The organism is Nocardiopsis potens DSM 45234 (genome assembly GCF_000341105.1).
In the GTDB taxonomy this organism is placed as follows: domain Bacteria; phylum Actinomycetota; class Actinomycetes; order Streptosporangiales; family Streptosporangiaceae; genus Nocardiopsis_A; species Nocardiopsis_A potens.
The window spans coordinates 20,766-45,662 of record NZ_ANBB01000029.1; the positions used below are offsets into that span (position 1 = coordinate 20,766).

The 24,897-nt window shown below is 77.1% G+C and carries 21 protein-coding genes; 6 read left to right on the forward strand and 15 right to left on the reverse strand.

Annotation, left to right across the window (positions count from 1 at the left end):
* The 8 genes from D459_RS0111465 to mftA form a co-directional block, all read right to left on the reverse strand.
* Nucleotides 1-321, reverse strand: coding sequence for a ferredoxin family protein (locus tag D459_RS0111465; protein ID WP_017593152.1), 321 nt, complete (start codon nt 319-321; stop codon nt 1-3).
* Entirely contained in the window at nt 308-1,789 is a 1,482-nt protein-coding gene (locus tag D459_RS0111470) for an FAD-dependent oxidoreductase (RefSeq protein ID WP_017593153.1), read from the reverse strand. Before D459_RS0111470 ends, D459_RS0111465 begins: the two co-directional genes overlap by 14 nt.
* Nucleotides 1,790-2,327: 538 nt before the next feature.
* Nucleotides 2,328-3,527, reverse strand: coding sequence for an FAD-binding protein (locus D459_RS37355; RefSeq protein ID WP_040709852.1), 1,200 nt, complete (start codon nt 3,525-3,527; stop codon nt 2,328-2,330).
* Entirely contained in the window at nt 3,524-5,530 is a 2,007-nt protein-coding gene (locus D459_RS0111480) for a mycofactocin system FadH/OYE family oxidoreductase 2 (RefSeq protein WP_017593155.1), read from the reverse strand. Before D459_RS0111480 ends, D459_RS37355 begins: the two co-directional genes overlap by 4 nt.
* Nucleotides 5,527-7,698, reverse strand: a complete 2,172-nt coding sequence (locus tag D459_RS0111485) for an oxidoreductase (protein ID WP_017593156.1) — start codon at nt 7,696-7,698, stop codon at nt 5,527-5,529. The genes D459_RS0111480 and D459_RS0111485 overlap by 4 nt, the downstream gene beginning before the upstream one ends.
* Before the next feature lie 3 nt (nt 7,699-7,701).
* On the reverse strand, nt 7,702-8,952 hold the full coding sequence (gene mftC / locus D459_RS0111490) for a mycofactocin radical SAM maturase (protein WP_017593157.1): 1,251 nt from the start codon (nt 8,950-8,952) through the stop codon (nt 7,702-7,704).
* A 46-nt stretch (nt 8,953-8,998) separates the two neighbouring features.
* Nucleotides 8,999-9,319, reverse strand: a complete 321-nt coding sequence (gene mftB, locus D459_RS0111495) for a mycofactocin biosynthesis chaperone MftB (protein WP_017593158.1) — start codon at nt 9,317-9,319, stop codon at nt 8,999-9,001.
* 9 nt (nt 9,320-9,328) lie between these two features.
* The gene (mftA, locus tag D459_RS35405) at nt 9,329-9,463 is read right to left on the reverse strand and encodes a mycofactocin precursor MftA (protein WP_017593159.1); all 135 of its coding nucleotides are present in this window, start codon (nt 9,461-9,463) and stop codon (nt 9,329-9,331) included.
* Nucleotides 9,464-9,557: 94 nt separating this feature from the next.
* Between mftA and mftR the strand changes: the two genes are divergently transcribed.
* Together mftR and D459_RS0111510 are read left to right on the forward strand one after the other, a co-directional pair.
* Complete coding sequence (gene mftR, locus D459_RS0111505) at nt 9,558-10,214, forward strand: mycofactocin system transcriptional regulator (RefSeq protein ID WP_017593160.1); 657 nt, start codon at nt 9,558-9,560, stop codon at nt 10,212-10,214.
* A 117-nt stretch (nt 10,215-10,331) separates the two neighbouring features.
* Complete coding sequence (locus D459_RS0111510; RefSeq protein WP_017593161.1) at nt 10,332-10,916, forward strand: Uma2 family endonuclease; 585 nt, start codon at nt 10,332-10,334, stop codon at nt 10,914-10,916.
* A gap of 33 nt (nt 10,917-10,949) precedes the next feature.
* Here D459_RS0111510 and D459_RS0111515 read toward each other — a convergent pair whose 3' ends face one another.
* The 3 genes from D459_RS0111515 to D459_RS0111525 all read right to left on the reverse strand — a co-directional run bounded on the left by D459_RS0111515 (nt 10,950) and on the right by D459_RS0111525 (nt 14,568).
* Nucleotides 10,950-11,882, reverse strand: a complete 933-nt coding sequence (locus D459_RS0111515) for an MBL fold metallo-hydrolase (protein ID WP_017593162.1) — start codon at nt 11,880-11,882, stop codon at nt 10,950-10,952.
* Nucleotides 11,883-12,105: 223 nt separating this feature from the next.
* On the reverse strand, nt 12,106-13,347 hold the full coding sequence (locus D459_RS0111520; RefSeq protein ID WP_017593163.1) for a cytochrome P450 family protein: 1,242 nt from the start codon (nt 13,345-13,347) through the stop codon (nt 12,106-12,108).
* 180 nt (nt 13,348-13,527) lie between these two features.
* Nucleotides 13,528-14,568, reverse strand: a complete 1,041-nt coding sequence (locus D459_RS0111525; RefSeq protein ID WP_081620538.1) for a cation diffusion facilitator family transporter — start codon at nt 14,566-14,568, stop codon at nt 13,528-13,530.
* Nucleotides 14,569-14,645: 77 nt separating this feature from the next.
* Between D459_RS0111525 and D459_RS0111530 the strand changes: the two genes are divergently transcribed.
* Nucleotides 14,646-14,999: an ArsR/SmtB family transcription factor gene (locus tag D459_RS0111530; protein ID WP_026120294.1), complete on the forward strand. Its 354-nt coding sequence runs from the start codon at nt 14,646-14,648 to the stop codon at nt 14,997-14,999.
* 653 nt (nt 15,000-15,652) lie between these two features.
* Entirely contained in the window at nt 15,653-16,861 is a 1,209-nt protein-coding gene (locus D459_RS0111535; RefSeq protein ID WP_017593166.1) for an MFS transporter, read from the forward strand.
* A 70-nt stretch (nt 16,862-16,931) separates the two neighbouring features.
* Here the strand turns inward: D459_RS0111535 and D459_RS0111540 are convergent, their stop codons facing one another.
* The 3 genes from D459_RS0111540 to D459_RS0111550 form a co-directional block, all read right to left on the reverse strand.
* The gene (locus D459_RS0111540) at nt 16,932-17,636 is read right to left on the reverse strand and encodes an SOS response-associated peptidase (RefSeq protein ID WP_017593167.1); all 705 of its coding nucleotides are present in this window, start codon (nt 17,634-17,636) and stop codon (nt 16,932-16,934) included.
* A 311-nt stretch (nt 17,637-17,947) separates the two neighbouring features.
* A complete protein-coding gene (locus D459_RS0111545) occupies nt 17,948-18,766 on the reverse strand; it encodes an aminotransferase class IV family protein (protein ID WP_017593168.1) in 819 nt (272 codons plus the stop codon).
* Between the two features lie 285 nt (nt 18,767-19,051).
* Complete coding sequence (locus D459_RS0111550; RefSeq protein WP_026120295.1) at nt 19,052-21,961, reverse strand: tetratricopeptide repeat protein; 2,910 nt, start codon at nt 21,959-21,961, stop codon at nt 19,052-19,054.
* A 273-nt stretch (nt 21,962-22,234) separates the two neighbouring features.
* On the opposite strand from D459_RS0111550, the gene D459_RS0111555 reads away from it, so the two are divergent.
* Nucleotides 22,235-22,801 carry a DUF4232 domain-containing protein gene (locus tag D459_RS0111555; RefSeq protein WP_017593169.1) on the forward strand — a complete coding sequence of 189 codons (567 nt, stop codon included), beginning with the start codon at nt 22,235-22,237 and terminating at the stop codon, nt 22,799-22,801.
* Nucleotides 22,802-23,360: 559 nt separating this feature from the next.
* A complete protein-coding gene (rnhA, locus tag D459_RS0111560) occupies nt 23,361-23,819 on the forward strand; it encodes a ribonuclease HI (RefSeq protein WP_017593170.1) in 459 nt (152 codons plus the stop codon).
* A gap of 74 nt (nt 23,820-23,893) precedes the next feature.
* Here the strand turns inward: rnhA and D459_RS0111565 are convergent, their stop codons facing one another.
* Nucleotides 23,894-24,850, reverse strand: coding sequence for an SDR family oxidoreductase (locus D459_RS0111565; protein ID WP_017593171.1), 957 nt, complete (start codon nt 24,848-24,850; stop codon nt 23,894-23,896).
* Between the last annotated feature and the right edge of the window lie 47 nt (nt 24,851-24,897).

The window sequence follows — 24,897 nt, forward strand, 5'->3', positions numbered from 1 at the left end:
TCACCCCTTCCGGAACACGACGCCGCGGCCGCCGTCGGGGTAGCCCCAGCTGATCGCGCCCGCCTCGTTGCAGACCAGGTAGCAGGTGCCGCACTCGAAGCAGTGCTCGTAGTTGAAGAGCACGCCGCCGTCGGCGGTGGGCGAGAACAGGTCCGCCGGGCAGGCGGTGACGCACGGCTTGGTGGTGCACGACCGGCACACCCGGGTGTCCACGGTGATGTGCGGCCGGGCGCCGACGTCGAAGTCGACGGTGGCCATCCGGTCGGCCAGCGACGGCTCCTCGGCGGGCGGCAGCGGGCGGGGGCGGTCAGCGGAAGACACGGGCGACCCTCCAGGCGTCGGCGGCGAGGTGGTGCAGGCGGACCCCGTTGGCCCGGGCCGCGCGCAGCAGCAGCCGGGCCAGCCCCGGCTTGGGCGCGGGGTTGTCCACGGTGAACGCGGCCTGGGCCAGGTCGGCGGCCAGCCCGGGGTAGCGCTGCTGCACCCTCGGGGAGAGCACCAGCCCGGGGGCGCCGCGCAGCCGCGCGTGGTCGGCCAGGACGAACGAGGAGCGCAGGGCGCGCCCGTAGCGGGCCAGCCCGCGGCGGCCGGTGTCGCCCAGCGCCAGCGCCTCGGCGGCGGCGCGCCCGGCGGCCAGCCCGGCGCCGATGGCGAAGTTGACGCCCTCCAGCCAGATCCCGGCGGCCAGCGTCATCCCCGCGGCGTCGCCCGCGACCAGGATGCCGTCGCCGTACAGCCGGGGCATGTGCCGGTAGCCGCCCTCGGGCACCAGGTGCGCGGCGTACTCCTTGACGGTGCCGCCGCGCAGGTAGGGGGCGATGGCGGGGTGCCGCTTGATCCCGTCGACGACCTCCTCGGGGCGCCTGCCGGAGGAGGCCAGGCCCTCCACCGAGAGCACCGCGCCCACCGCCACCGTCTCGGCGTTGGTGTACAGGAACCCGCCGCCCGGTATGCCGCCGGTGCAGCCCAGCATCTCGAAGTCGGCGCCCTCGTCGCCGCTGAGCCCGAACCGCTGGTCGATGGCGTCCCGGGGCAGCGCGATCACCTCCTTGACGCCCAGCGCGACGTGCCGGGCGCGCGGGCCCGGGTGCAGGCCGGCCTCCCGGGCCAGCAGCGAGTTCACCCCGTCGCAGGCGATCACCACCCGGGCCGGCAGGTCGCCGCCGGGCCGGTCGGTGCGCACCCCGGCGACCCGCCCGCCGGGCCCGCGCAGCAGACCGGTGGCGGTGGTGGAGGGGACCAGCCGCGCGCCGGCCCGCACCGCCTCGCCGGCCAGCCAGGAGTCGAAGTCCGACCGGTAGGCGGTGACGCCGTTGCCGGGCGGCCGCCCCCAGGCCGGGGCGCGCACGTCCACCGAGACGGCGCGCTCCCCGGAGAGCATCACCGTGGAGCGGCGCACCACCCACCGCTGCACCGGCGCCTCCTCGCGCCAGTCCGGCAGCACCCCGTCCAGGACGCGCGGGTAGATCACCCCGCCGTAGACGTTCTTCGCCCCGGGGAAGGGGCCGCGCTCCAGCAGCACCACGGAGCGGCCCGCCCGGGCCAGCTCCAGCGCGGCGGCCGCCCCGGCCGGCCCGGCGCCCACCACCACCGCGTCGACCGCGCCCGGCCCGGGCCCCGGTTCCGGCTCCCGGAAGCGGAGCGGCGCGGCCCGGTCTCCCGCCGAGGGGGTCGACCTCGGCGCCACGGCCCCGTCGACGCGCTCGGACGGGGCCGCGGCGCCGAGATCGACGGGGGGCGGGGGCGGGCCGTCCGCGGGCCGGCGGTCGTCTGCACTCGGCGAGGTCATCGGCGGCTCCGAAGGTCGGGGACCGGAACGGTCGAGAAGGATCCCGGCCGGGCCGCCCCGCAGGGAGGGGCGGCGGGCGTTGTCCACCGGATCGCCGGACCGGCACCGGATGAGGGCGGGGCGCCTCCGCACCGGGACTCGGCCCTTTCGCCGGCCGGGCAGGGAAGGAGCGGGCGCGGTGCGGCCCGGCGCGGCCGGCCTCGTCGGTCTCTTTTTCCTGCGTTCTCCCGCCGCGCGGCCGGTGGGGTGACGACTGCTGGTGATTTCATCGGTGCTTCCCGATGATTCTCCGTTGCCATCGCCTCAGGCGGTTCGGCGGTCCGGCGCGGATGCAGGGCGTCCGCCATCGGAGCGCCTGGAAGCGGGCGCATCTCGAAGAGGGCGCCGCCTGGCATCGGAACCCTCGCCGGGAAGTCGCCCGGAGAGTTGAAACGCCTCGTGGAGACCGTGCGGGACCTCGCCCTTCGGAGCCGGCGGCGGTCGGTGAAGCGGGAAGAAGACCGGTGACGGGAACGCTGGGATTCACTCAACGGAGGGGTCACGGGTCGGCCACCCCCAGGCGGGCCGCGAGTTCGACGAGCAGGGCGCGGGCGTCGGTGACCAGGCCCAGGTCGGCCATGGCGGTCATCGGGCAGGCCGGGTCGGTGTTGACGCTGACCACGTGGCGCGGGGCGCCCAGGCCGCCGGTGTGCTGGGCGGCGCCGGAGATGCCGAACGCCAGGTAGAGGTCGGGGTCGACGGCGGCGCCGGTGGTGCCGATCTGGCGGTGCGCCTCGGCCCACCCCGCGTCGGTGGCGACCCGGGTGGCGCCGTGCGCCGCGCCCAGCGCCGCGGCGACCCGCTCCAGCAGGGCGAACGCCTCCCGGGCCGCCTGGGCGCCGTCGGCCCCGGCGGCCAGGCCCGCGCCGCCCGCCGCGACCCGCGCCGCCTCCGCCAGGTCCGCGGTACCCGGGTCGGGCGCGCGCACTTCGACGGTGCGGGCCTCCGCCGGACCCGGCCCTGAGTCGGGCCCGTCCAACCGGACCGGTTCCGGGACGGTGGGCCGGGCAGGGGGAGCGGGGGCGGGGGGACCGGACGCGGGAGCCGGGCCGGTGGAGACGGCCGCTCCGGAGGCGGGAGTCGGCCCGGAGGCGGGGCCGGAGCCGGTGGGAACGGCCGCTCTGGGAGCGGGAACCGAGCCGGCGGAGACGGCCGCTTCGGGGGCGGAGAGCGGGCCGGTAGGGCCGGTAGGGGCGGACCGGCAGCCGGGCAGCAGGGTGGCGACGGCGGGCGCGTCGGCCTCGGCCCGCACCGCGACCCGGCCGCCGGCCCGGAGCAGTTCGGCCGCGACCGCCTCCGGGGCACCGTCCGCCCCGGTGACCAGGTCGACCCGGGAGGCCGCGGCCAGCAGCGGCCGGTCCAGCGCCGCGGCGAGCCGCGGGGCCAGGTCGCGCCCGTCCGGCGAGGCGGGCAGCAGCACCAGCGGCGCCGCCTCCAGCGCGGCGGCGAGCACCGGGACGAGCGCGGCCGGGGCGATTCCCTCGCCGGTCTCCCGGTAGAAGGTGCGGCCGGGGCGGAACGGGGCGAGCTCCCGCGCCCCCTCCCGGGCCCCGGAGCCGACCACCAGGACGTCGCCGGCGGCCTCGGCGACGGTTTCGGCGGCCCCCAGCGGGGGTAACCCGCCACGTACGACGATCAGCGCGACCGGACCCCTACCGGTCCATTGGCCCGGTTTCGCGGTGGTTTCGGTGCCAGTCACAGGGCCACCGCCGCCCGGTGGCCCTCGATCACCGCGGAATGGGCCCTTCTCGGTGCCAGGCAGTCACCGACCCTGTGCACATCGAAGCGCGCCTTCGAGTCGCCCCCGGCCCGCCGCAGCTCGCTCCAGAGCGCGTCGTCGGGGCGCTGGTGCACCGCGCAGACCACCCAGTCGACCGACCGGGACTCCTCGGCCCCGGTGGGGTGGTGCTGCAACCGGAGCAGCACCCCGCCGCCCTCGGCCCGCTCGGCGCCGGTGCAGATCCGGTCGGTGCTCCACACCGTGCCCGCCGCGTGCGCCTTCACCGCCGCCGCCTCCAGGTCCAGGGTGACGCCGAGGTCCTGGCCGACCGACATCGCCGGGGTGACGACCTCCACCGCGCAGCCGCGGTCGGCGAGCAGCTCGGCCACCGACACCGCCTGGTGGAACCCCAGCTCGTCGAAGACCACCACCCGGCCGCGCGGCTCCGCCGCGCCGCCCAGCACGTCGCGCACGTCCACCACCCGCGGGTGCCCGCCGGCCCACCACGGGGCCTGCGGCAGCGCCCCGGTGGCCAGCACCACCGCGTCCGGCCGCTCGGCCAGCACCGTCCCGGCGTCGGCCGCCACACCGGTGCGCAGCTCGGCGCCGTACCGGGCGGCCTCGGCGGCGAGGTTGCGGACCAGGTCGAGCAGCTCGGCGCGGGAGGGGACCGAGGCGGCCGGCACGATCTGCCCGCCGGTCCGGTGCTCCCGCTCCAGCAGCACCACCTCGTGGCCGCGGCGGGCCGCGCTCGCCGCCGCCTGCAGGCCGCCCGGACCGCCGCCGACCACCAGCACCCGGCGCCCCCGGCGGCGCGGCGCGGGCAGCGGGACCGGGGCCCGCCCCGCCGCCTGCTCCGCCTCCCGCCCGGCCTCGGGGTTCTCGATGCAGCCCAGCCACCGGTTGAGCCCCATCCGCCCGACGCACTCCTGGTTGCAGGAGAGGCAGGTGCGGATCTCCGCGGCCCGCCCGGTGCGGGCCTTGGCGGCGAACTCGGGGTCGGCGATCTGGCCGCGCACCACCCCGATCAGGTCGGCCTGCCCGGCGGCCAGCGCCCGGTCCGCCTGGAGCGGGTCCTTGAACCGGCCCACCCCCACCACCGGCAGCCGCACCGCCTCCCGGATCGCGCTGGGGACGTACATCGCGTACCCCGGCGGGACCTGCATGCTCGCCTCGATCATGTGCAGGGTGGAGGTGGCGGAGCCGATGGAGGTGTTGATGTAGTCCACGGCGCCGGTCGCCTCGACCATGCGGGCGGTGCGCACCGCCTCCTCCAGCACGGTCCCGCCCTCGATCAGCTCGTCCCCGCACAGCCGCACGCCCAGCGCCAGGTCCGGGCCGATCGCCTCGCGCACCGCCCGGACCAGCTCCAGCAGCAGCCGGGCCCGGTTCTCCAGCGGGCCGCCCCACCGATCGGTCCGCCGGTTGGCGGCGGGGGAGAGGAACCCGCGCACGATGGAGGAGTGCGAGCACTGCAGCTCCACCCCGTCGAAGCCGCCCAGGGCGCAGTGCCGCGCGGTGCGCGCGTACCCCTCGACGACCTCGGCGATCTCGTGCTCCTCCACCGCCTTGGGCACCTCCCGGAACAGCGGGTCCGGCACCGGGCTGGGCGCCCACACCGGCAGCCGGGTGTACATCGAGGAGGCCTGGCCGCCGTTGTGGTTGAGCTGCGCGAGCACCGGCACCCCGTGCGCGTGCACCGCCTCGGTGATCCGCCGGTAGCCCGCCACCACCGCCGGGTCGTAGCCGCGGATCAGCTTCTCGTAGGGGTGGTCGGTGGGGTGGGTGGAGTGCTCCTCGGTGATGATCAGCCCCGCCCCGCCGGCCGCCCGCGCCGCGTAGTAGGCGGCGTGGCGCGCGGTGGGCGCGCCGTCCTCGGCGTAGTTGGTGAGGTGGGCGCAGAACACGATCCGGTTGGCCAGGGTGAGCGGCCCGACCCGCAGCGGGGTGAACAGGTACCGGTAGGTGCGCGCCGGGCTCATCGGGGCGCCCCTTCCGCCGCTTCGGCCGGTTCCGCCATGACGGCCGGGGCGGGGGCCCCGGTGGGCGGCACGGGGGCGGGCCCCGCCGCGCCGGCCAGGGCCAGTGCGGTGCGGCGCCCCTCCAGGACCGCCTCCAGTGCGGTGCGCGGGGCCACCGCGTCGCCGCACCGCGGCAGGTCCGGGCGGTGCAGGTGGAGCGCGTCCTCCGGCAGCCGGGGGCCGCAGTCGACGACGGCCGCGCACTCCACCTCGCGGCGGGCCGCCGTCCACACGTCGCGCAGCACCGCGCGCCCGCCGCCGGCCGACTCCAGCCGGCAGCGCAGCTCGCGGACCACGCCCGCACGCTGCAGCCGCCCGTTGGCGTCGGCCAGGTCCCCGGTGGGCGCGAGCAGCCGCCCGGCGACGGTGTCCGGGCAGGCCAGCCGGACCTCGCGGCCGCGCGCGGCGAGCAGCTCCGCCGCGGCCACCCCCACCGGGCCGCCGACCGGGTCGTGCACCAGCAGCGCCCCATCGGCCGGCAGCAGCCCCGGCCGGGCCACCGCCCCGGCGACGTCGAGCACCGGCACGCCGCCGGTGTCCGCGTCCGGCGGCGCCGCCCGCGAACCGGTGGCCAGCACCACGCGGCCGCCGCGGTCCAGCACCGCGTCCAGGTCGGCGGCGGTGGCCTCGGTGCCGGTCTCCAACCGCACCCCCAGCCGCACGCACTCCGACTCCAGCCAGTCCGCCAGCAGCCCCAGCCGCATCCGCCCGGCCACCGGTGCCCCGGGCGGGCCGGAGGAGACCGCCGGGGCCGGCGGAGGGCGGCGAGGAGAGGAGACCGCGGCCCGCAGCGCCTCCGCCGAGGCCGCGGCCGGGTCCAGCGCCGCCGCCGTGCGCAGCATTCCGCCGAGCCGCCTGGTCCGCTCGACCAGCCGCACCCGCAGCCCGCGCCCGGCGAGCACCCGGGCGCACTCCAGCCCGGCCGGCCCGCCGCCGACCACCAGCACCTCCTCCGGGGGGCCGCCGGCGCCGAACGGCATCGCGCGGACCGCAGCGGGCGGCGGGGGCGCGGCGGGCTCCGGATCGGGATCTTCGAGCTCGTGGCCGCTGCGCGGGTCGCCGACGCAGGAGACCGGCGGGTTGCGGTCGTCGCGCACCTGGCAGGCCTGGTTGCACAGCAGGCACGGGCGGATCCGCTCCGGCTCGCCGGCGCGCACCAGCGCCACCAGCCGGGCGTCGGCGATCTGCGCCCGCACCATCTCCACCAGGTCGGCGGCGCCCGCGTCCAGCGCCGCCTGCGCCTGCGCCGGGTCGACCACGCTGCCCTGCAGGGACACCAGGGCGCGGCCGCGGGCGGCCCGGCGCATCGCCGCGCACAGCTCCAGGTTGAACCCGGGCGGGGTGTGCGCGTCGGGGCGCAGCGCGCGCGGGGCCATCGGCCCGGCGCGCACCACCGTCAGCAGGTCGGCCCGGGGCGCCAGCAGCCGCACCTGCCCGGCGGCCTGCTCGGGGGTGGTGCCCGCCCAGGGCGCCAGCTCGTCGCAGGACATCCGGAGCGCCAGCACCCGGTCGCCGCCGATCGCGGCGCGCACCGCGTCCAGCACCCTGCGGGTCAGCAGCAGCCGGTCGGCCCCGTAGGCGTCCTCGCGCAGGTTGCTCAGCCCGGACTGGAACTGGCGCAGCAGCGAGTACCCGCCGGCGTCCACCTCCACCCCGTCGGCCCCGGCCTCGCAGGCCGCCGCGGCCGCGGCGGCGAACCCCGCCACCACCTCGTCGATCTGCTCCTTCTCCATCGCGGCGGGCATTTCCCGGGACACCACGTCGGCGACGGGGGAGGGCGCCCACAGCACGTGCTGAGAGTGGGCGCCGGAGCCCTGCGCGCCGGCGTGCCCCAGCCCGGCCAGCACCAGCGCCCCGTGCGGGCGGCAGGCGGCGGCGATCCGCCGCCACCCCGGCGCGCACGCCGAGGCCAGCGGCGCGTACTCGTAGGGGTGGTCGTCGGGGGTGACCGACGCGGTCTCGGTGACGATCACCCCGGCCCCGCCCTCGGCGCGCCGCCGGTAGTAGGCGGTGTGCCGGTCGGACAGGGCGCGGCCGCGGCCCAGGTTGGTCTCGTGCGCGCCGAACACCGCGCGGGAGGGGGCGGTGCGCCCGGCCAGTGCGACGGGGTCGGTCAGCAGCGGCGGCACCGGTCAGGCCTCCGGGGCGGCGGGGGAGAACCCGGCCAGTGGGCTCTCGTCGCACGGCGCGGCCGGCGGGGCCGCCGTCGCCTCCGGGGGCCGGCGGCCGATGGCCACCGGCACCGGGCCGGCGCGGCGCGGCCGGGTGCGGTGCGAGTGGTCGCAGGAGGGGGCCGGCGCCGACCCCGGCACGACCTCGGCCAGCGCCGCCGCGCCGTGCCCCTTGACGCACTCCGGGTCGGGGCCGTCCAGCGGCAGCCCGGTGAAGAACTTGGCCGCCATGCACCCGCCCCGGCAGGAGTCGTAGGCGCCGCAGGAGGAGCAGGCGCCGCCGTCCTGCGGCCGGCGCAGCTCGGCGAAGAGCCCGGAGCCGCGCCAGACCGCGGCGAAGCCGCCCGGGCCGCGCACCGACCCGGCGCGGAACCGGTCGTGGATGGCGAACGGGCAGGCGTAGACGTCGCCCACCGGGTCGATGAGGCAGACCACCCGGCCCGCGCCGCACAGGTTGAGGCCGGGCAGGGCGCGCCCGTAGGCGGACAGGTGGAAGAAGGAGTCGCCGGTGAGCACCTCCTCGCCGTGTTCGAGCAGCCAGTCGTAGAGCGCACGCTGCTGGTCGGCGGTGGGGTGCAGCTCGTCCCAGACGTCGGCGCCGCGGCCGGCCGGGCGCAGCCGGGTCAGCCGCAGCCGGGCGCCGTGCTCGTCGGCGATCCGCTTGAAATCGTCCAGCTGCCCGGCGTTGTGCCGGGTCACCACCACCGACAGCTTGGGCTCGGCCAGTCCCGCGCCGGCCAGCGCGCCCAGGGCGCGCATCGCGGTGGCGTAGGAGCCGGGGCCGCGCACGGCGTCGTTGACCTCCGGGGTGGCGCCGTCCAGCGAGACCTGCACGTCCACGTAGCCGTCGGCGGCCAGCCGGCGGGCGGCGGCCGGGGTGATCCGCACGCCGTTGGTGGAGAACTTGACGCCGACCCCGCTGCCGGTGGCGTAGGAGACCAGCTCGAAGAAGTCGGGGCGCACGGTCGGCTCGCCGCCGCCGATGTTGACGTAGAAGACCTGCATCCGGCGGAGCTCGTCGATGACCGAGCGCGCCTCGGCGGTGTCCAGCTCGCGCGGGTCGCGCCGCCCGGAGCTGGACAGGCAGTGCACGCAGGAGAGGTTGCAGGCGTAGGTCAGTTCCCAGGTCAGGCAGATGGGGGCGTCCAGGCCGCGCTGGAAGTGGTCGACCAGGCGGGTGCCGGACGCCGGGGCCTCGGAGGGCTGTGCCACGGCGGTCCTCGCGGTGCGTCGGGGAACGGGAGGGAGGGCGGCGGGGTCAGGGCTCCCCGTCGCGGGGCACGAGCATGCCGCCGGCGGCCAGTGCCGCCAGCGCCCGCTCGTAGCGGGGCAGCAGGCCGGCGGGGACGCCCGCGTGCTCGCAGGCGGCGCGGGCGCTGGGCCGCTCGCCCAGGGCGCGCACCACGTCGAGCAGCAGGCGGTCCTTGAGGAAGGAGAGCCGCCGGGTGTCGAAGTGGTAGAGCAGCGCGCCGAACGGCTCGGGGCGCACGGAGACCCGGGGGTGCAGCGCCCAGGCCCGGCCGGGGTCGAACCCGGAAGGGCCGGGCGGGGCGGGGCCCGGGGCGGGAGCGGGCTGCACGGCGGCCGCCTAGTAGACGCCGCACATGCCGTCGATGGACACGTCCTCCACGAGCAGCTCGTCGTCGAGGAGGGCGGAGTCCTCGGCGTCCGCGCCGCGGGCCGCGCCGTCGTCGGAGGAGGAGGCGGTCGACTCGGGGCTCATGGGGCTCCCTTCGCAAGGGGGCGCGCGGGCGCGCCCGTTGTGATCCGCGCCACTGCCCGTACCATAATGGCACCGAGTGCCGAAAGGAAGGGCCATGGCGGAGACGATCCCGGCCCCCGCCGCGGAGCCCGCCCGCGCCGGCCGCCGCCGCTCCACCTCTCGGGCGGCCCTGGAGCGGGTCGCCCTGGAGCTGTTCGACCGGGACGGGTTCGAGCACACCACCGTCGACGACATCGCGGCCGCCGCCGGCATCGGCCGCCGCACCTTCTTCCGCTACTACGCGTCCAAGAACGACGCGGTCTGGGGCGAGTTCGACCTGGAGGCGCTCCGCGCCCGCCTGGAGGCGCACGGCCCGCAGGTCCCGATGATGGACGCGATCCGCGCCGCGGTCCTGGATTTCAACCGGATCGGCCCGGAGGAGGAGCCCCGGCACCGCCGCCGGATGGAGCTGATCCTGCGCGTCCCCGCGCTGCAGGCGCACTCCACCCTCAAGTACGCCGAGTGGCGCTCGGTCGTCGAGGGGTTCGCCGCCCGCCGCACCGGCGAGCCCCCCGGTTCCCTGCTGCCCCGCCTGATCGGCTCCGCGGTGCTCGGCGCCTGCATCGCCGCCTACGAGCAGTGGCTCGCCGACGACGGCGCCGACCTGCAGGAACTCCTCGACCGGGCACTGCGCGAACTGGCCGCCGGATTCGATCGACCGGACCCGGGCGCACCGCCTCCCCCGGCGGCGGGGGACCGGCCCCGGGCATAGGGGCGGCCCCGCACGCGGCCCCGTTCGGATCTGCGGGGCGGCGCGCCGCCGCGACGGCGGTCGGAAAGACCGGGGCGAAGCACTGCGTTCGCTCTTCGAGAGGGTTACTCTGATGGCATGTCCGAGCCCATTCCCGACTGGCTGATTCCTCCGGACGGGGGATTCACCGCCGAGGAATTCCTGCGAATGCGGGGACTTCCGCCGCATACACAGCTGATCGATGGCAGTCTCATCTTCGTGAGTCCGCAAAGGAAATGGCATTCCTCGGTCGTCGGGTTCCTCTGGGCCGAACTCGACGCCCAGGCGCCCGGCGGCCACCGGGCCGACCGGGAGATGGCGGTGCGCCTCGACCGGCACCAGGTTCCCGAGCCCGATGTCCTCGTGGTCACCGAAGAGGCGTTCGAGCGGGAGGCGCCGGACACCCATTACCTGCCCGCGGACCTTCTGCTCGCGGTCGAAGCCGTTTCACCGGACTCCGTCGACCGGGACAGGGACACCAAGCCCTACAAATACGCCCGTGCCGGAATTCCGCATTTCTGGCGGGTGGAGAACGAGGGCGGGCGCACCGTCGTCTACACCTACCAGCTGGATCCGGCGACGGGGGGATACGGCCTCACCGGGATACACCACGGGCGGCTCAAGGCCGATGCGCCGTTCCCGGTCGTCATCGACCTGGACGCCGTCCGCGCGAAGCGGGGCTGAGCGGGCCCGGCCGGCGCGACCGGCCGGACCGGCTCAGGCCTCGCAGTGCAGCGGCCCGCCGGAATAGGTGAGCGTGTCGGCGAAGGCCGCCCCCATGTCCATCTCCGCCCCGTCCGCGTCGGCGTAGACCCGGTGCAGGTTGAGCACGATCCGCTCGGCGTCCGGCCAGTCGGCGAACTCGCCCAGGTCGGTCTCGCGGGCGGCCTGCAGCGGGGTGAGTCCGCCGGCCCGGCCCCGGTCGGCGGCGCGCCGCACCAGGTCGTAGTAGCGGGCCTGCTCCTCCAGGCAGCGGCGGACCCCGCCGGCACCGGAGGGCAGCGGGCCGTGGCCGGGCACGAGCGTTTCGGCGCCGAACGCCTCCAGCCAGTCCAGCGCCCGCCGGGCGCCGTCCAGCGCCCCCATGAAGATCAGCGGGGTGACCCGGTTGAACACCAGGTCGCCGGCGAACAGCACCTTCTCCTCGGGCAGCCACACCACCGCGTCGCCGGGGGTGTGCGCGGTCTCGCCGGGGTGGCGCACCTCCGCCCGGCGCCCGCCCAGGTGGACCGTGAGCGACTCGCGGAAGGTGAGCTCCGGCGGCCGGAGCACCGCGTCGCTCCAGTCCGGCATCGGCTCCCAGATCCGCGGGACATCGGAGAAGAACGGGTCGGCGAGGACGCCGTCGCGCGCCTTCTCCTGCGCGGCGATCAGGGCCGACTCCGGCAGCAGGTGGTTGCCGTAGGTGTGGTCGCCGTGCTGGTGGGTGTTGACCGCCAGGCGGACCGGTGCGCCGCCGGTCGCCGCGGCGGCGGCGTCCAGGAACCGGCGGGTCCGCTCCGAGGAGACGCAGGTGTCCACCACCAGGGCCTCGCCGCCGTGGTCGGCGGTGACCAGCCCGGCGTTGTTCACCCACCAGCCGCCCTCGGGCTGCACCCAGGCATGGGCGCCCGGGGCGACCTCCACCAGCGTCGCGTCGTCCGCGTTCAACCGGAACCCCCTGTGCTCCCGGCCCCGGACCGGGGCCGCTCTCCATCACCGAGGGCAGTCTGGTGCATCCGGACCGTGTCCGTCGAGGCCGCTGCCGTGGGCCGTGCACGGCCGGGCCGTCCGCCGGCGGGCGCGCCCTCCCCGCTCCTCCCTCCGCCCGGCCCGCCTCCCGAGCGGCGGGCGGGGAGCGGGGAGGGCCGCCTCCTCCCTCTCCCCGGCCGGGTCAGCGGGGCGTGAAGCGCACCGGCAGGCTGGTCGGTCCGCGCATGAGCCCCGCGGAGATCCACGGCGTGGACCGCTCCGGGTCGGCGAGCTCCAGGTCGGGCAGGCGCTCCAGTACCGAGCGCAGCCCGATCTCGCCCTCGGCGCGGGCCAGCGGAGCGCCCAGGCAGTAGTGGATCCCGTGGCCGAAGCTCAGGTGGCGGGCGTCGCCGCGGGTGACGTCCAGGCCGGTGCCGTCGCCGGGGGAGGCGCCGTGGTTGGCCGAGCCCAGGGCGATGGTCACCGACTCGCCCCTGCGGATCGGCTCCCCGCCCAGCCGCAGGTCCTCGGCGGCGAACCGCCCGGGGGTGTACTCCACCGGCGCGTCGCGCCGCAGGAACTCCTCCACCGCGCCGGGCAGCAGGCCGGGGTCCGCGCGGAGCAGGTCGGCCTGGGCGGGGTCGCGCAGCAGCGCCTCCAGTGCGCTGCCCAGCAGGTTCACCGTGGTCTCGTGACCGGCGATCACCAGCAGCGCCCCGGTGCCCAGCAGCTCCTCGTCGGAGAGCCGGCCGTCCTCCTCGTCGCGCACCCGGATCAGCGCGCTGAACAGGTCCTCGGCCGGTTCGCGCCGCTTCTCCTCCAGCAGTTCGGCGAGGTAGCGGCGGAGCCGCGCCATTCCCTCGCGGGTGTCGGTGCCCGGTTCGTTGCCCAGGGCCTCGTTGGACCAGTGCTGGAATTCGGCGCGCCGGTCCTCGGGCACCCCGAGCAGCTCGGAGATGACCGCCATGGGCAGCACCCGGGTGTAGGACTCCACCAGGTCGGTCTCGCCGAGCGGGGCGATGCCGTCCAGCAGCCCGTCGCAGATCTCCTGGATGCGCGGGCGCAGCCGGACCGCGCTGCGCGGGGTGAACGCGCCCGCGACGAGCTTGCGCAGCCGGGTGTGGTCCGGCGGGTCCGCGGTGAGCATGTTGCCCGCGAACAGCACGTCGCGCGCGTAGTCCTCGGCGGACACCAGGCCGGCGCGGACCGGGTCCTTCACCAGCGCGGGGTGGTTCAGCGCCTCCCGGGCGAGCGCCGGGTCGACCACCACCCACCCGGTGAACCCGCCGAGGAACCGGCCGCGGTGCAGCGGTGCCCGGCGGCGCAGCTCCGCGAAGCGCGCGGGGGAGTCGGCCTTGAAGTCGGGTCCGTCGAAGAGCGGGAGCCCCTCCGGCGGAACGGCGCGGTCTCGATCGGTGTCTCGGTCGGTGCCTGGATCGGTCATGGAACCTCCACGGTGAAGTCCTCCCGGCCGCCGCTCTCCCTGCCGACCCTAGGCGCCCCCGCGCGGGAGCCGCGGCCGCCCCCCGTGAACGCCGGCGGCCGGGCCCCGCCCCCCGAGGGGTGCGGATCCCGGCCGCCGGCGGCGTGAGCGCCCCCGGTCCCGGAGCCGCACGGGGCCGGGTCAGCGGTGGTGGGCCACCTCTGCGTGGGCGGCCTCGGCCTGGTGCTCGGGCTCGGTGTGCACGACCACCGCCCGCATGCGCGGTACGGCGTGCAGCACCGCGTGCTCCACCCGGTGGGCGATCCGGTGGGCCTCGGCCACGCTCAGCTCGGCGGCGACCGCCACCGACAGCTCGGCGCGCAGGCCGTGGCCGATCCAGCGCATCCGCACGTCGTCCGCCCCGGCCACGCCCTCCACCGCGCGCGCGGCCTGCTCGGCGGCGCGGACCAGGTGCGGGTCGACGGCGTCCAGCAGCCGGGCGCCGACCTGCTTGGCCGCGCCGTAGCCGACGATCGCGATCGCGACCGTGATGCCCAGCCCGACCAGCGGGTCGGCCAGCGGGAACCCCAGGGCCACTCCGGCCGCGCCGCCCACCACGGCCAGCGAGGTGAACCCGTCGGCGCGGGCGTGGGCGCCGTCGGCCACCAGCGCGGCCGAGCCGATGCGCCGCCCCACGCGGATGCGCCACCGGGCCACCAGCTCGTTCCCGGCGAACCCGACCACCCCGGCGGCGGCCACCGCCCACAGGTGGGAGACCTGCCCGGGGTCGGCCAGGCGGTTCAGCGCCTCGTAGCCGGCCGCGGCGGCCGAGGCGGCGATGAGCACCACCACGACCACCCCGGCCAGGTCCTCCGCCCGGCCCAGGCCGTAGGTGAACCGCCGGGTGGCCGCCCGGCGCCCCAGCAGCAGGGCGGCGCCCACCGGCAGCGCGGTCAGGGCGTCGGCGAAGTTGTGCACGGTGTCGCCCAGCAGCGCCACCGAGGAGGTGAAGGCCACCACCACCGCCTGGAGCGCGGCGGTGGCCATGAGCGCGAGGAAGGACCAGACCAGGGTGCGCACCCCCAGCCGACTGGACTCCAGGGCCGAGTCGAACCGCTCGGCGGTGTCGTGGTCGTGCGGGGTGAAGGCGTGCAGCAGCCGCGCCCACACCGCTTTCGGCCCCCGGGCGGCATGCCCGTGCCCATGGCCGTGTGCGTGCTCGTGGTGGTCCTGGGCGCCCATCGGCTCGTGCCTTTCGTCCGGGGAGGGGCGGGACCCGGCGGTTTGCGGCGGGGCCCCGCATGCGACATCATGCAAACATGCACGCGCACAATAACGCAAATGGGCCTCCGGAGGACTCCGACGAGCAGTACGGCGCCGCCGCCGAAGTGCTCGGCCTGCTGGCCGACCCCACCCGCCTGCACCTGCTGCGGCTGCTCGGCACCGAGCAGGACGTCACCACCCTGACCGCGCAGGTGGAGGCCTCCCGCTCCTCGGTCTCCCAGCACCTGGGCCGACTGCGCCTGGCGGGCCTGGTCACCTCCCGCAAGGACGGGCGCCGCATGCTCTACCGCATCACCAGCGACCACCTGGCCGCCCTGGTCGACGAGGCGCTGGGCTACGCCTACCACGCCGTCCACGACATCCCCGACCACGCGGTGACCGGCGACTGACCGGTCCCGGCGCCCGCCTTCCCGCCCCGGCTCCGAGGAGGGCCGGCCCCGGGGCGGGCGCGGCCCGCCGGTGCCCGGACTCCGAAGCCGCCTCAGCAGCCTCTGCCCGGCGGTGCCTCTGCGGACCGGGGGCGGAGCGGTCCCCGCGCTCCGCGGGCCCGACGGCGGCCGCCGGGACCGAGGCGCCCGGTCGAGGAGGGCGTGCGGAGTGCGGCCGGTCCCGGTCCGCCGACCGGTCTCCGGATCCCGGGGGCCGCCTTTCCGCCGTACCGCTTCCGCGGGCCGCCCGGGGCCACCGGCCCCGGGGCGCTCGGTCGGCGATGAACAGGGACGGGCCGTACGGGGCCGCCGGGAGAACGCCCCTCGCACACGGCCCCGAACCGCCGGGGGAGCGGCCCCGCCGCCGACCGGTCCGACCGGTCCGCGGCCCCGGCGAAGCCGGCCGCGCGCCGCCCGAACCCCGGACCCCGGGGCTCCAACGGGTGGAACGGGTTGACATCGCAGGTCAGTGGGGTCCGGTGCGGTGCGCGACATCACTCACAGAACCGAGGGCGCCGATCCGGAAAGAACACCGCTCCGCTCCGCGTTGTCGTCCCTTCGGGGCGCGGAGCGCCCCGCAGTCCCGCGCAACCGTCCCGTAGAAGGGGAGCACCTTGCCCATCGCGCTGCTCGCTCTGGCCCTGGGGGGCTTCGGCATCGGCACGACCGAGTTCGTGGCGATGGGCATCCTGCCCGAAGTCGCCGAGGCCTTCGGCGTCTCCATCCCCACCGCCGGATACATGATCTCCGGCTACGCGCTGGGCGTGGTGGTCGGCGCACCGGTACTGGCCGCCGCCGGCGCCCGGCTGGACCGCAAGCACCTGCTGATCGGCCTGATGGCCGCCTTCACCCTGGGCAACCTGGCCTCGGCGCTGGCCCCCACCTTCGAGGCGCTGCTGGCGGCCCGCTTCCTCACCGCGCTGCCGCACGGCACCTTCTTCGGCATCGGCGCGGTGGTCGCCGCGTCGCTGGTGCCGGCGACCAAGCGCGCCCAGGCGGTCTCGCTGATGATCGCCGGGCTGACCGTGGCCAACATCGTCGGCGTGCCGCTGGGCACCGCCGTCTCGCACGCCTTCGGCTGGCGCAGCACCTACCTGCTGGTCACCCTGGTCGGCGCGGCCACCCTGCTGGCGCTGATCGCCTGGGTCCCCTCGCAGAAGCCCAAGGCCGGCGCCTCGGTCCGCGCCGAGCTCGGCGCGCTCCGCCGCGGCCAGGTCTGGCTGGCCCTGGCGGTCGGCGCGGTCGGCTTCGGCGGCATGTTCGCCTCCTACAGCTACATCTCGCCGATGATGACCGAGGTGGCCGGGTTCGGCCCCGGCGCGGTCACCCTCATCCTCGCCGTCTACGGCGTCGGCATGACCGCCGGGAACCTGGTCGGCGGCCGCGCCGCGGACCGGGCGCTGATGCCCACCATGTACGCGTGCATGGCCGCCATCGCGGTGGTCCTCCTGCTGCTGCACGCGGTGGCCCCGTACAAGGCCCCCGCGGTCGCCGTGGTGTTCCTGCTCGGCTTCGCGGGCAGCGCGCTGATCCCCTCGCTGCAGATGCGGCTGATGAACGCCGCCGCCGACGCGCCCTCCCTGGCGGCCGCGCTCAACCACGCCGCCCTCAACACCGCCAACGCCGCCGGCGCCTGGCTCGGCGGCCTGGTCATCGCCGCCGGGTACGGCTACACCGCGCCCAACGTGCTGGGCGCCGGGCTGGCCGTCGTCGGGCTGGGCCTGGCCCTGCTCTCCGGCCTGCTGGACCGCCGGAGCAAGGCGGCCCCGGCGGCGCCGTCCGGCGGGGCCGCGGAGGCCGAACCGGCGGAGGCGCGCGGCTGAGCCGGGCACCGGGCGCGGCGGGGGCCGGGGAGGAGCGGGCCGCCACCCCGGCCCCCGCCGTCCGGCCCCGTCAGCCGACCTCGTAGAGCAGGCCGGGGGTGTTGTTGCGCGGCGACCCCACGGCGGCGGTGACCTTGCGCGGCACCAGCTCGGGATCGGGCACCGCGTCGATCATCTCGTTGACCTGCGCCTTGCCGGTGGCCGCCGGGTCGAGCCAGTCGCCGACCATGTCCGCCGGCAGGATCACCGGGGCGCGGTCGTGGATGAATCCGAGCGAGTCGGTCGCGGGCCGGGTGAGGATCGTGCAGGTCCACACCCAGTGCGCCGGGTCCTCCTCGGGCACGTCCGGGTCGGGCCACCGCTCGTACAGGCCCGCCAGGGGGAGCACCTCCTCCTCCGGGCCGTGCAGGTAGTAGGGGATCTTCCGGCCGCTCTCGGTCTTCTGCCACTCGTAGTAGCCGTCGGCCGGGACCACGCACCGCCGCTTGGTGGCCGCCGACCGGAACGACGGCTTCTCGGTGACCGTCTCCGACCGCGCGTTGATCAGCCGCGACGCCATCTTGCGGTCCTTGGCCCACACCGGCAGCAGCCCCCAGCGCACATTGCGCATCCGCCGCACCGGCCCGCCGTCGGCCGCCTCGTCGGTGACGATCCGCACCGCCTGGGTCGGGGCGATGTTGTAGGACGGGGCCAGCTCCTCGCCGACCCGCTCCTCCACGCCGAACAGCGGCAGGAGCTCGTAGTCCTTCCGGGCGCTCACGAAACGGCCGCACATGGGTGGTCCCTCCCCGAGAGCCGCGCACCCCGGGCGGGCGCGCCGCTGTCCTCCATGGTCGCACTGGACCACCTGCCTAACAGGCGGCACCGACAGACCGGGGGCGGGGACGCTCCCCGCCGTCCGGCCCCGCCCCCGGGAGGAACCGTGCGGAAGACCGCACCGGAACCCCGCTCGGGTGTTCGAACAGCGGCCCGGGCGGCTGTTCGAACACCCGCCGGTGCGCACCGGCGGGTGCCGGCGCGGCCCGCGGCCGGCCGGGTCGGCCCCGAGCCGCGCCCCCGGTGGGCCCGGGCCGGCCCGCCGGCCGCTCAGATCCCGGTGAGGGGCTCGTCCCGGTAGGCCCGGTGCAGGAGTTCCAGGAAGGCCGGGGCCTCGGGCAGGGCCGCGGTGCCGATCCGGTGCACCGCCACGCCGGGGGTCCAGGAGTTCATCACCGCGGCCCCGGACAGCTCCGGCAGGTCGGCGGGGCGGACCTCCCGGACGCGCTGCGGGACGCCGAGCCCGTCCAGCCGGCGGCGGACGATGCCCATCGTGGTCCCGGTCAGCATCTCGGCCTCGGGCCACACCACCGCCTCGCCGTCCCAGAAGGCCAGGTTCCAGATGGAGGCCTCGCTGAACCGGCCCCGGCGGTCGAGGAAGGCGGCGTCGTCGAAGCCCTGCTCGGCGGCCCGGCGCAGCAGCCGGGTCTTGGCGGGTTCGCCGACGTGCTTGATCCCCGGGAGGAACCGCTCGTGCTCGAAGGCGGCCAGCGCCAGCGGCCCCTCCGGCCCGGAGGCGGCCGGGCCGGTGCGGACCAGCAGCCCGAGTTCGGCGCCGGGGTCGGCGGGGGTGAACTCGCCGGCCGCGGAGTACACCGTCGCGGTCAGCGACAGGTCGTCCGGCCCGCCCGCCAGCGCGGACCGGAGCCGGGCGCGGACCAGGTCGTCCGGGAGGGCCCGGCCGAACAGCTCCACCGAGGCGGCCCGCAGCCGCTCCAGGTGCAGGTCGAGGCCGCGGACCCGGCCCCCGCGCACCTGCACGGCGGTGAAGTGGGCGTACCCCGCGAAGGCGAGCGGCGCCAGCTCTCCGGCGGCCGCCGGGCGGCCGTTCAGCTCGGCGGCGGGTGCGGTGCGGGCGGTGGTGCTCATCGGAGGCCTCTTTCCGGGTCGTGGTCGCGGGCCCCGGCGTCCTCGGTGGGGCCCGGGAACAAGACTGCGGCCGCGGCGCGCCCCGGCACAGACCCCGGTCCCGCTACGACCGCCGATCCTGGCACCACCGGTGCCAGGCTCCGGACCGCCCGGGACGGGCACCGGGCCCGGCACGGACCGGGGCGGGTCGGCCGCCCCGGGGACCGGGTCCGTCTCCTGCCCCGCCGCGAGGCCGGCCCGGTGCCGTCCGGTCGCCCGCACGGCAGGACCGGTGGACGGCCGGTGTCACCCGGTCAGCTCGTTCAGCAGCCGTTCGGCCTGGGGGGCGAAGGCGGCGTCGCCGGTGTCGCGGGCCCGCTCCAGGTGGGATACTGCCTGGTCGGTGTCGCCGTCCTGGGCGGCCATCTCCCCGAGCCGGCAGGCGGCCTCGGCGACCAGGTCCGGGGAGCTCCTGGTGGAGCCGAGGGTGCGCCGGTAGAACTCGCGGGCCTGCTCCCGGTCGCCGACCAGGTAGTACAGCTCGCCGAGGTGGGCCAGCGCGAGCTCCCGCTGGAACAGGTCGCCGGAGTCGATCACCCACTGGTACCAGCGCCGCGCCTCGGCCGTGTCCCGGCTCTCCTTGGCGGCGTGGCCCAGCATCATCGCCCCCATCGCGGCCGTGCCCCGGTCGCCGTGGTCGACCATGTACAGGCAGCGGCGCCGGGCCTCGTCCGGGTCGCCGGAGAGCTCCGCCAGCTCGACCAGCCGCCGCCGGCACACGCCGACCAGCGATTCGCCGTTCCTGCCCAGCCGGTCCCCGATCTCGGCGCCGCGCAGCTGGGCCCGCTCCGCCGAGACCAGGTCCCCCTGCTCCTGGTAGAGGAGGCCGAGCTCGTGCCAGGCCAAGCCGGAGTGGAAGGAGTCCGGGGCCGCGGCGGCCCGCAGGTAGGCCGCGACCGCCGCGCCGGTCTCGCCCCGGCCCGCGTACGCCTCGCCCAGACGGTGGTCGGCGCGGACCGTCCAGGCGGCGTCGCCGGTACCGCTGACCAGCTCCCAGGCGAGGACGGCCTCGTCGATCCGCCCCGCCCGCTCCAGGTCGCCGCCCAGCTCCGAGCAGTGCCCCGGGTCGGGGCCGCCCGCCGGAGGCTCCGGGGCCTCCTCGGACCGGCCCAGGTGCCGGAGGAGCACGCCGAGGTCGGTGGCGGCCTTGCCGTACGCCTCCGGGAACTCCCCGGGGGTGACCCGCCGGTACAGCCCGATCGCCCGGTCGAGGTCGCCGGCGAGGTAGAGGCGGCGGGCCGTCTTCAGCAGCCCGCCGCCGGGGTGCCCGCCCAGGCGCAGGTTCTCCGCCTCCCGGGCGGCGACCTCGCCCTCCAGGTCGCCCTGGGCCACGCAGGCCTCGATCAACCGCTCCGACACCTTGTGGACCAGGGGCGGGGTCTGATCGCCGAGGTCGGCCAGCACGAGCAGGGACCGCCGGGCGGCCGCCGAGTCCGCGGGCAGCTTCCACAGCACCGGCATGCAGCATTCGGAGGCCAGTTTCAGCGACTCCTCGTCCCACCGGGCCAGCCGCTCGAACACCGGCCGCAGGCCGTCGGCGTCCCCGTCCATCGCCAGGCGCACGGCCAGCGCGGGGGCGCCGAACCGGGGGTCGGACTCGGGGATCCGCTCCAGCGCCTCCCGCCCGCCGTTCAGGTCGTCCTCGATGCGGATCAGCCTCTCGGCCACCAGCCAGGCGAGCGGCGGAACCGCCTCGGCGGGCGGGTCGCCGCCGAGCAGCTCCGCGGCCGCCTCGTACCGCTCCTCCGACGAGTACCTGTCCGCCGGCGACGACTCGAACAGCCCGGCCGCGGCGCGGGGCATGAGCGCGCGGGGGCCCGTGTCGAGCACGCTCCGGAAGCGGTACTGGCTTTCGCCGCCGTAGTGCTCGACCAGGTCCAGCTCGCCGAGAAGGAGGGCGGCCCAGGGCGCCACGGGGGCCCCGGGCCGGTCGGCCTCGGCGAGCGCGGCCTCCACACGCCGCGTGTCGTCCCAGGCCGCCGGGTCGACGGCGGCCAGGTAGGCGGCGCAGCCGGCCGCGGTCTCGTCCTCGGCCCGCACGGCCAGGGCCTGCTCGCGGGCCTCCGCCGCCCCGGGCCGGCCGTCGCCGGGCAGGTCGCCCAGGAGCACCGCGAACAGCCCGGCCGACGGGTGCCCGCTCAGGGCCGGCGCCTCCAGGGCGGAGGCCGCGTCCGGATCGCGGGTCAGGTAGCGGCCGACCGGGTCGGCGGCCGCGGCGGGGGGCGCCGCCTCGGCGGCGTCCAGGGCGGCCAGGGCGATGGCCGCGCGCGGGCCGTGGGTGAAGTCGGCGGTCTCGGCGATGCCCTCCAGGATCCGACGGGCGGCCGCGGGGCGGCCGTGCCGCAGCTCGATGCCGGCGAGCGCGAGGCCGGCCTGGTGCGCGGCGTGCCGCCAGCCGCCGGCCGCGACCGCGCGCAGTTCGGCGCGGGCGGCGTCCGGGTCGCCGGCGCGGTAGCGGTCGATCCCGGACCGGACCGGGGCCAGCCAGAACGGCGGCCCCTCCGGCTCGTCCAGCGGGGCCAGCGCCGACTCGACCTGGTCGGGCGCGCCGGCCCCGGAGCCGGCGAGGCCGAGGAGCCGGTCGGCGCCCTCGGAATCGCCGGCCTCGCGCAGCAGCTCGGCCAGGGCCGCGGCGGCCCGGGGCAGGAAGCGGGGGTGGCCGGAGTCGACCACGGCCCGGTAGGCGCGGACCGCGGCCAGGTATTCCCGTTCGCCGCGGAGCAGCCGGCCGAGCTCGACGCCTGCCGCCGGAGCCAGGTGCGGGTGCTCGCTGCGGGCGAGCGCGGCCAGCCGCGCGGGGGCGGAGCCGGTCTCCCAGACCTGCGGGTAGGCCACGGACTCGCCGGCCGCGATCCCGGCCAGGGCGGCCCGCAGCGCGGCGAACCCGCGCACGTCGGAGCGCCGGCTCAGTTCTCCGGCGCGCCGGTGGGACTCCGCCGCGGCGGTGAACTCGCCGAGCCCGTACCGGGCCAGGCCGGCGCAGTTCAGCGCCACGCCGCACAGGTCCGGCAGGCCCGCGGCGAGCACCCGGTCGTGCGCGTCGTCCGCGGCGGCCAGGGCCGCCCGGTGGTCGCCCTCCCGGAACCGCTCGGCGAACGCCGCGAACAGCGCCCGATGCCCTTGGTGCCCGCCGTCCGCCGCCGAATCGTCCGTCATCGTCCCTGCCTCCGAGTCCGCTCCGGTCGTGTGCTGCGCAGAGCGTAGGCGGCGGGTCCGACAGCGGCGCCGGGGCACTGACCCGCGCCCCGCGGGGTGCTTCACACGCTGCTCCGGGAGGCCGGAGCGGGGCCGCGGGGGACGCGCGGGGCGGTCCGGGGTTCACCCGGGCGGGTGTCCGGTTCGGGTCGGGGCGCGGTGGTGAGCTGGGCGAACCCCGGTGGGGGCGGGGCCGTCCCACTGTGTGTGAGGCGGAGAGCGGAGGAGCGGGCCATGGGGTTCAGCGGATCGGGGATGCGGCGCCGGGTTCTGGGGGCGGCGGTGGCGGCCGGGGCGGCCGTCCCGCTGCTGCTGGCGGCGCCGCCGGTGTCGGCGGACGGCGGGGCCGCCGGTGTCCGCGGCTGCGAGTCGGGCGACTTCAAGCTGATCTACGAGGGCCGGGAGGCCGCGGCGGGGACGGACTACATCCGGTTCGCGATGCAGCGGATCATGGGCGACGGCCCGGGGGAGGAGCCGTGCACCGTCTATGCGCCGCTGCCGGTGCACTGGGTGGACGGCCCGTACGGCGAGCGGGTGGGGGACTGGGGGCGCTACGACTCCGACCCGCCGGAGCCGTTCACGGTCGAGCCTGGGGGCCGGGCCGACCTGGTGGTGCGCCACCCGAACCCGGCGAACTACCCGGAGGAGGAGTGCGACCCGCGGCCGGTCGCGGGCGTCCGGCTGTACCTGCGGTTCGAGGACGACCCGGGGGTGTACGGGTCGACCGGGGGAGAGGACGTGATGTGCGCCGAGCCGGGGAAGGCGGTGCCGACCGCCGTCGTCACCCCGCACGGGGGCTGAGCCGGGGAGAGGGGCCCGCGGGGGCGGGGGCGCCGCGATGGGGCGGTGCCCCCTTCCCGTGCCCGGGGACGCCGGGCCGCTCAGGGGTGCGGGCGGGGCCGGATCCCGGGAGGGACGTGGCGGAGAAGGGGGCGGACCTCTTCCCCGCCATAAAAATCTACATCGTAAAGCTACTGGTCTCTGTTTTCAACAGAAGAGAGAAAAGAAACCAGAGAGGAGCGGCTACGCCGCCCTCATTACCGAAGACCTCCGCTTCCGTGCATAGCGGGCACTTCCGGCGTTGCGTTCCGCGGTCGCCGTGGAGACCGGTCGGTACGGGGTCTGCGGCGGTCCCGTCCGCGGATCGGAGGCCGGGCCGCGCCGGCGTCGGCCCGGGCCGGCGCCCCGGCCTGCGGGCCGCTCACGGCCCGTTGGGAGGCGGGGCCGTTCTCCCCTCGGGGCGGAACCGCGCGGCGCTGTCGGGGTGCCGCCCCTCCCCCGCCGGGCGCCGACCGCCCCGGGGCCCGGTCGGCGCGGCCGCGGGCGCCGGGCGGTGCGCGCCGGCTGTAGATTGCCGGGCATGTCGATCGAGCGTGACGCGGGCCGGGTGGAGATCTATACCGACGGGGCGTGCAAGGGGAACCCCGGTCCGGGCGGGTGGGGTGTGCTGCTGCGCTGGGGGCGGCACGAGAAGGAGCTGTACGGGGGCGAGGCGGAGACCACCAACAACCGGATGGAGCTGACCGCGGCGATCGTCGCGCTGGAGAGCCTGACCCGGCCGGTGCCGGTGGTGCTGCACACCGACAGCACCTATGTGCGGGACGGGATCACCCGGTGGGTGCACGGGTGGAAGCGGAACGGGTGGCGGACTTCGGGGAAGGCGCCGGTGAAGAACGCGGACCTGTGGCGGCGGCTGGACGAGGCGGCGTCCCGGTCCGAGGTGGAGTGGCGGTGGGTGAAGGGGCACGCGGGGGATCCGGGGAACGAGCGGGCGGATGCGCTGGCGTGCCGGGGGCGTGACGAGGCCGCGGGGGTGTGAGGGGCGGCCGCGCCCCGCCGTGTGCGGGGTCCCGTCCGTGAGTCCCGGGGCGGGGCGCGGCGGTCCGGGGGTGTTCAGCCGCCGGCGGTGCCGGCCGTGGTCTTCGTTTCGCGTCGTCCGCTGCGGGCGGCGCTCTTCTTTTTGCGGGTGCGGGCGGCGAGGTCGGCGCTGCCTCCGGCGCCGACGGCGTGGGCGCGCTGGGCGGCGGTGGCTTCGAGGCGGGGTTGGAGGCGGCGGATCTCGCGGGGGCCGAAGGCGGCGACGATGCCGGGGAGTGCGGCGCGGGCTCCTTGGAGGGCGCGGAGCCAGGGTTGGCCGTAGACGTGGGGGGAGCGTCGGGCGATGCCGGTGACGATGTTGTCGACGGCGGGCGGGAGGGGGTGGGTCTTGTTGAGGGGCCAGGGGAGGCGGGAGCGGAGTTCGCGGAGGACGTCGTCGGCGTCGGCGCCGCGGACCATGTCGGTGTCGGTCCAGGAGAGGTAGGCGATGCCGGTGGTGACGCCGTGGACGGCGGCTTCGGGGCGGATGGCGTGGGCGAAGGCTTCGACGCCGGCTTTGCTGGAGCAGTAGGCGGCCATGAGGGGTGCGGGGGTGAGGGCGGCGAGGGAGGCGATCTGGAGGTAGTGGCCGCGGCTGCGTCGGAGGGCGGGGAGGAAGGCGCGGGCGGTGGCGATGCTGCCGAGGAGGTTGACTTCGATGACGCGGTCGAAGGCTTCGGGGTGGGTGTCGGTGAAGGGGCCTCCGGTGGCGATGCCGGCGTTGGCGACGACGATGTCGATGGTGCCGTGGTGGGCTTCGATGGCTTTTGCGGTGGTGGTGAGGGTGGGGCCGTCGGTGACGTCGGCTTCCCAGTGGGTGGCGGTGGGGCCGCATTGGGCGGCGGTGGCGGCGAGGTGGTCGGGTTCGAGGCCGACGAGGGCGAGGTGGGCGCCTTGGTCGGCGAGTTTGCGGGCGAGGAGGGAGCCGACTCCGCGGGCGGCTCCGGTGACGACGGCGGTCTTTCCGTTGAGGGTGGGGTGGTGGGCGGTCATGCGTGGGCCTGCGCCTTCTGGTCGTCGGCGGGGGCGGTGGCGGTGGG

Bases quoted from the DNA above. Each gene is read 5' to 3' on its own strand.
- D459_RS0111550 (WP_026120295.1), bottom strand. From the start codon at position 21,961: ATGACGGACGATTCGGCGGCGGACGGCGGGCACCAAGGGCATCGGGCG.
- D459_RS0111520 (WP_017593163.1), bottom strand. From the start codon at position 13,347: ATGACCGATCCAGGCACCGACCGAGACACCGATCGAGACCGCGCCGTT.
- rnhA (WP_017593170.1), top strand. From the start codon at position 23,361: ATGTCGATCGAGCGTGACGCGGGCCGGGTGGAGATCTATACCGACGGG.
- mftA (WP_017593159.1), bottom strand. From the start codon at position 9,463: ATGAGCCCCGAGTCGACCGCCTCCTCCTCCGACGACGGCGCGGCCCGC.
- D459_RS0111555 (WP_017593169.1), top strand. From the start codon at position 22,235: ATGGGGTTCAGCGGATCGGGGATGCGGCGCCGGGTTCTGGGGGCGGCG.
- D459_RS0111470 (WP_017593153.1), bottom strand. From the start codon at position 1,789: ATGACCTCGCCGAGTGCAGACGACCGCCGGCCCGCGGACGGCCCGCCC.
- D459_RS0111545 (WP_017593168.1), bottom strand. From the start codon at position 18,766: ATGAGCACCACCGCCCGCACCGCACCCGCCGCCGAGCTGAACGGCCGC.
- D459_RS0111565 (WP_017593171.1), bottom strand. From the start codon at position 24,850: ATGACCGCCCACCACCCCACCCTCAACGGAAAGACCGCCGTCGTCACC.
- D459_RS0111525 (WP_081620538.1), bottom strand. From the start codon at position 14,568: ATGGGCGCCCAGGACCACCACGAGCACGCACACGGCCATGGGCACGGG.
- D459_RS0111480 (WP_017593155.1), bottom strand. From the start codon at position 5,530: ATGAGCCCGGCGCGCACCTACCGGTACCTGTTCACCCCGCTGCGGGTC.
- D459_RS0111540 (WP_017593167.1), bottom strand. From the start codon at position 17,636: ATGTGCGGCCGTTTCGTGAGCGCCCGGAAGGACTACGAGCTCCTGCCG.
- D459_RS0111530 (WP_026120294.1), top strand. From the start codon at position 14,646: ATGCACGCGCACAATAACGCAAATGGGCCTCCGGAGGACTCCGACGAG.
- D459_RS0111510 (WP_017593161.1), top strand. From the start codon at position 10,332: ATGTCCGAGCCCATTCCCGACTGGCTGATTCCTCCGGACGGGGGATTC.
- mftR (WP_017593160.1), top strand. From the start codon at position 9,558: ATGGCGGAGACGATCCCGGCCCCCGCCGCGGAGCCCGCCCGCGCCGGC.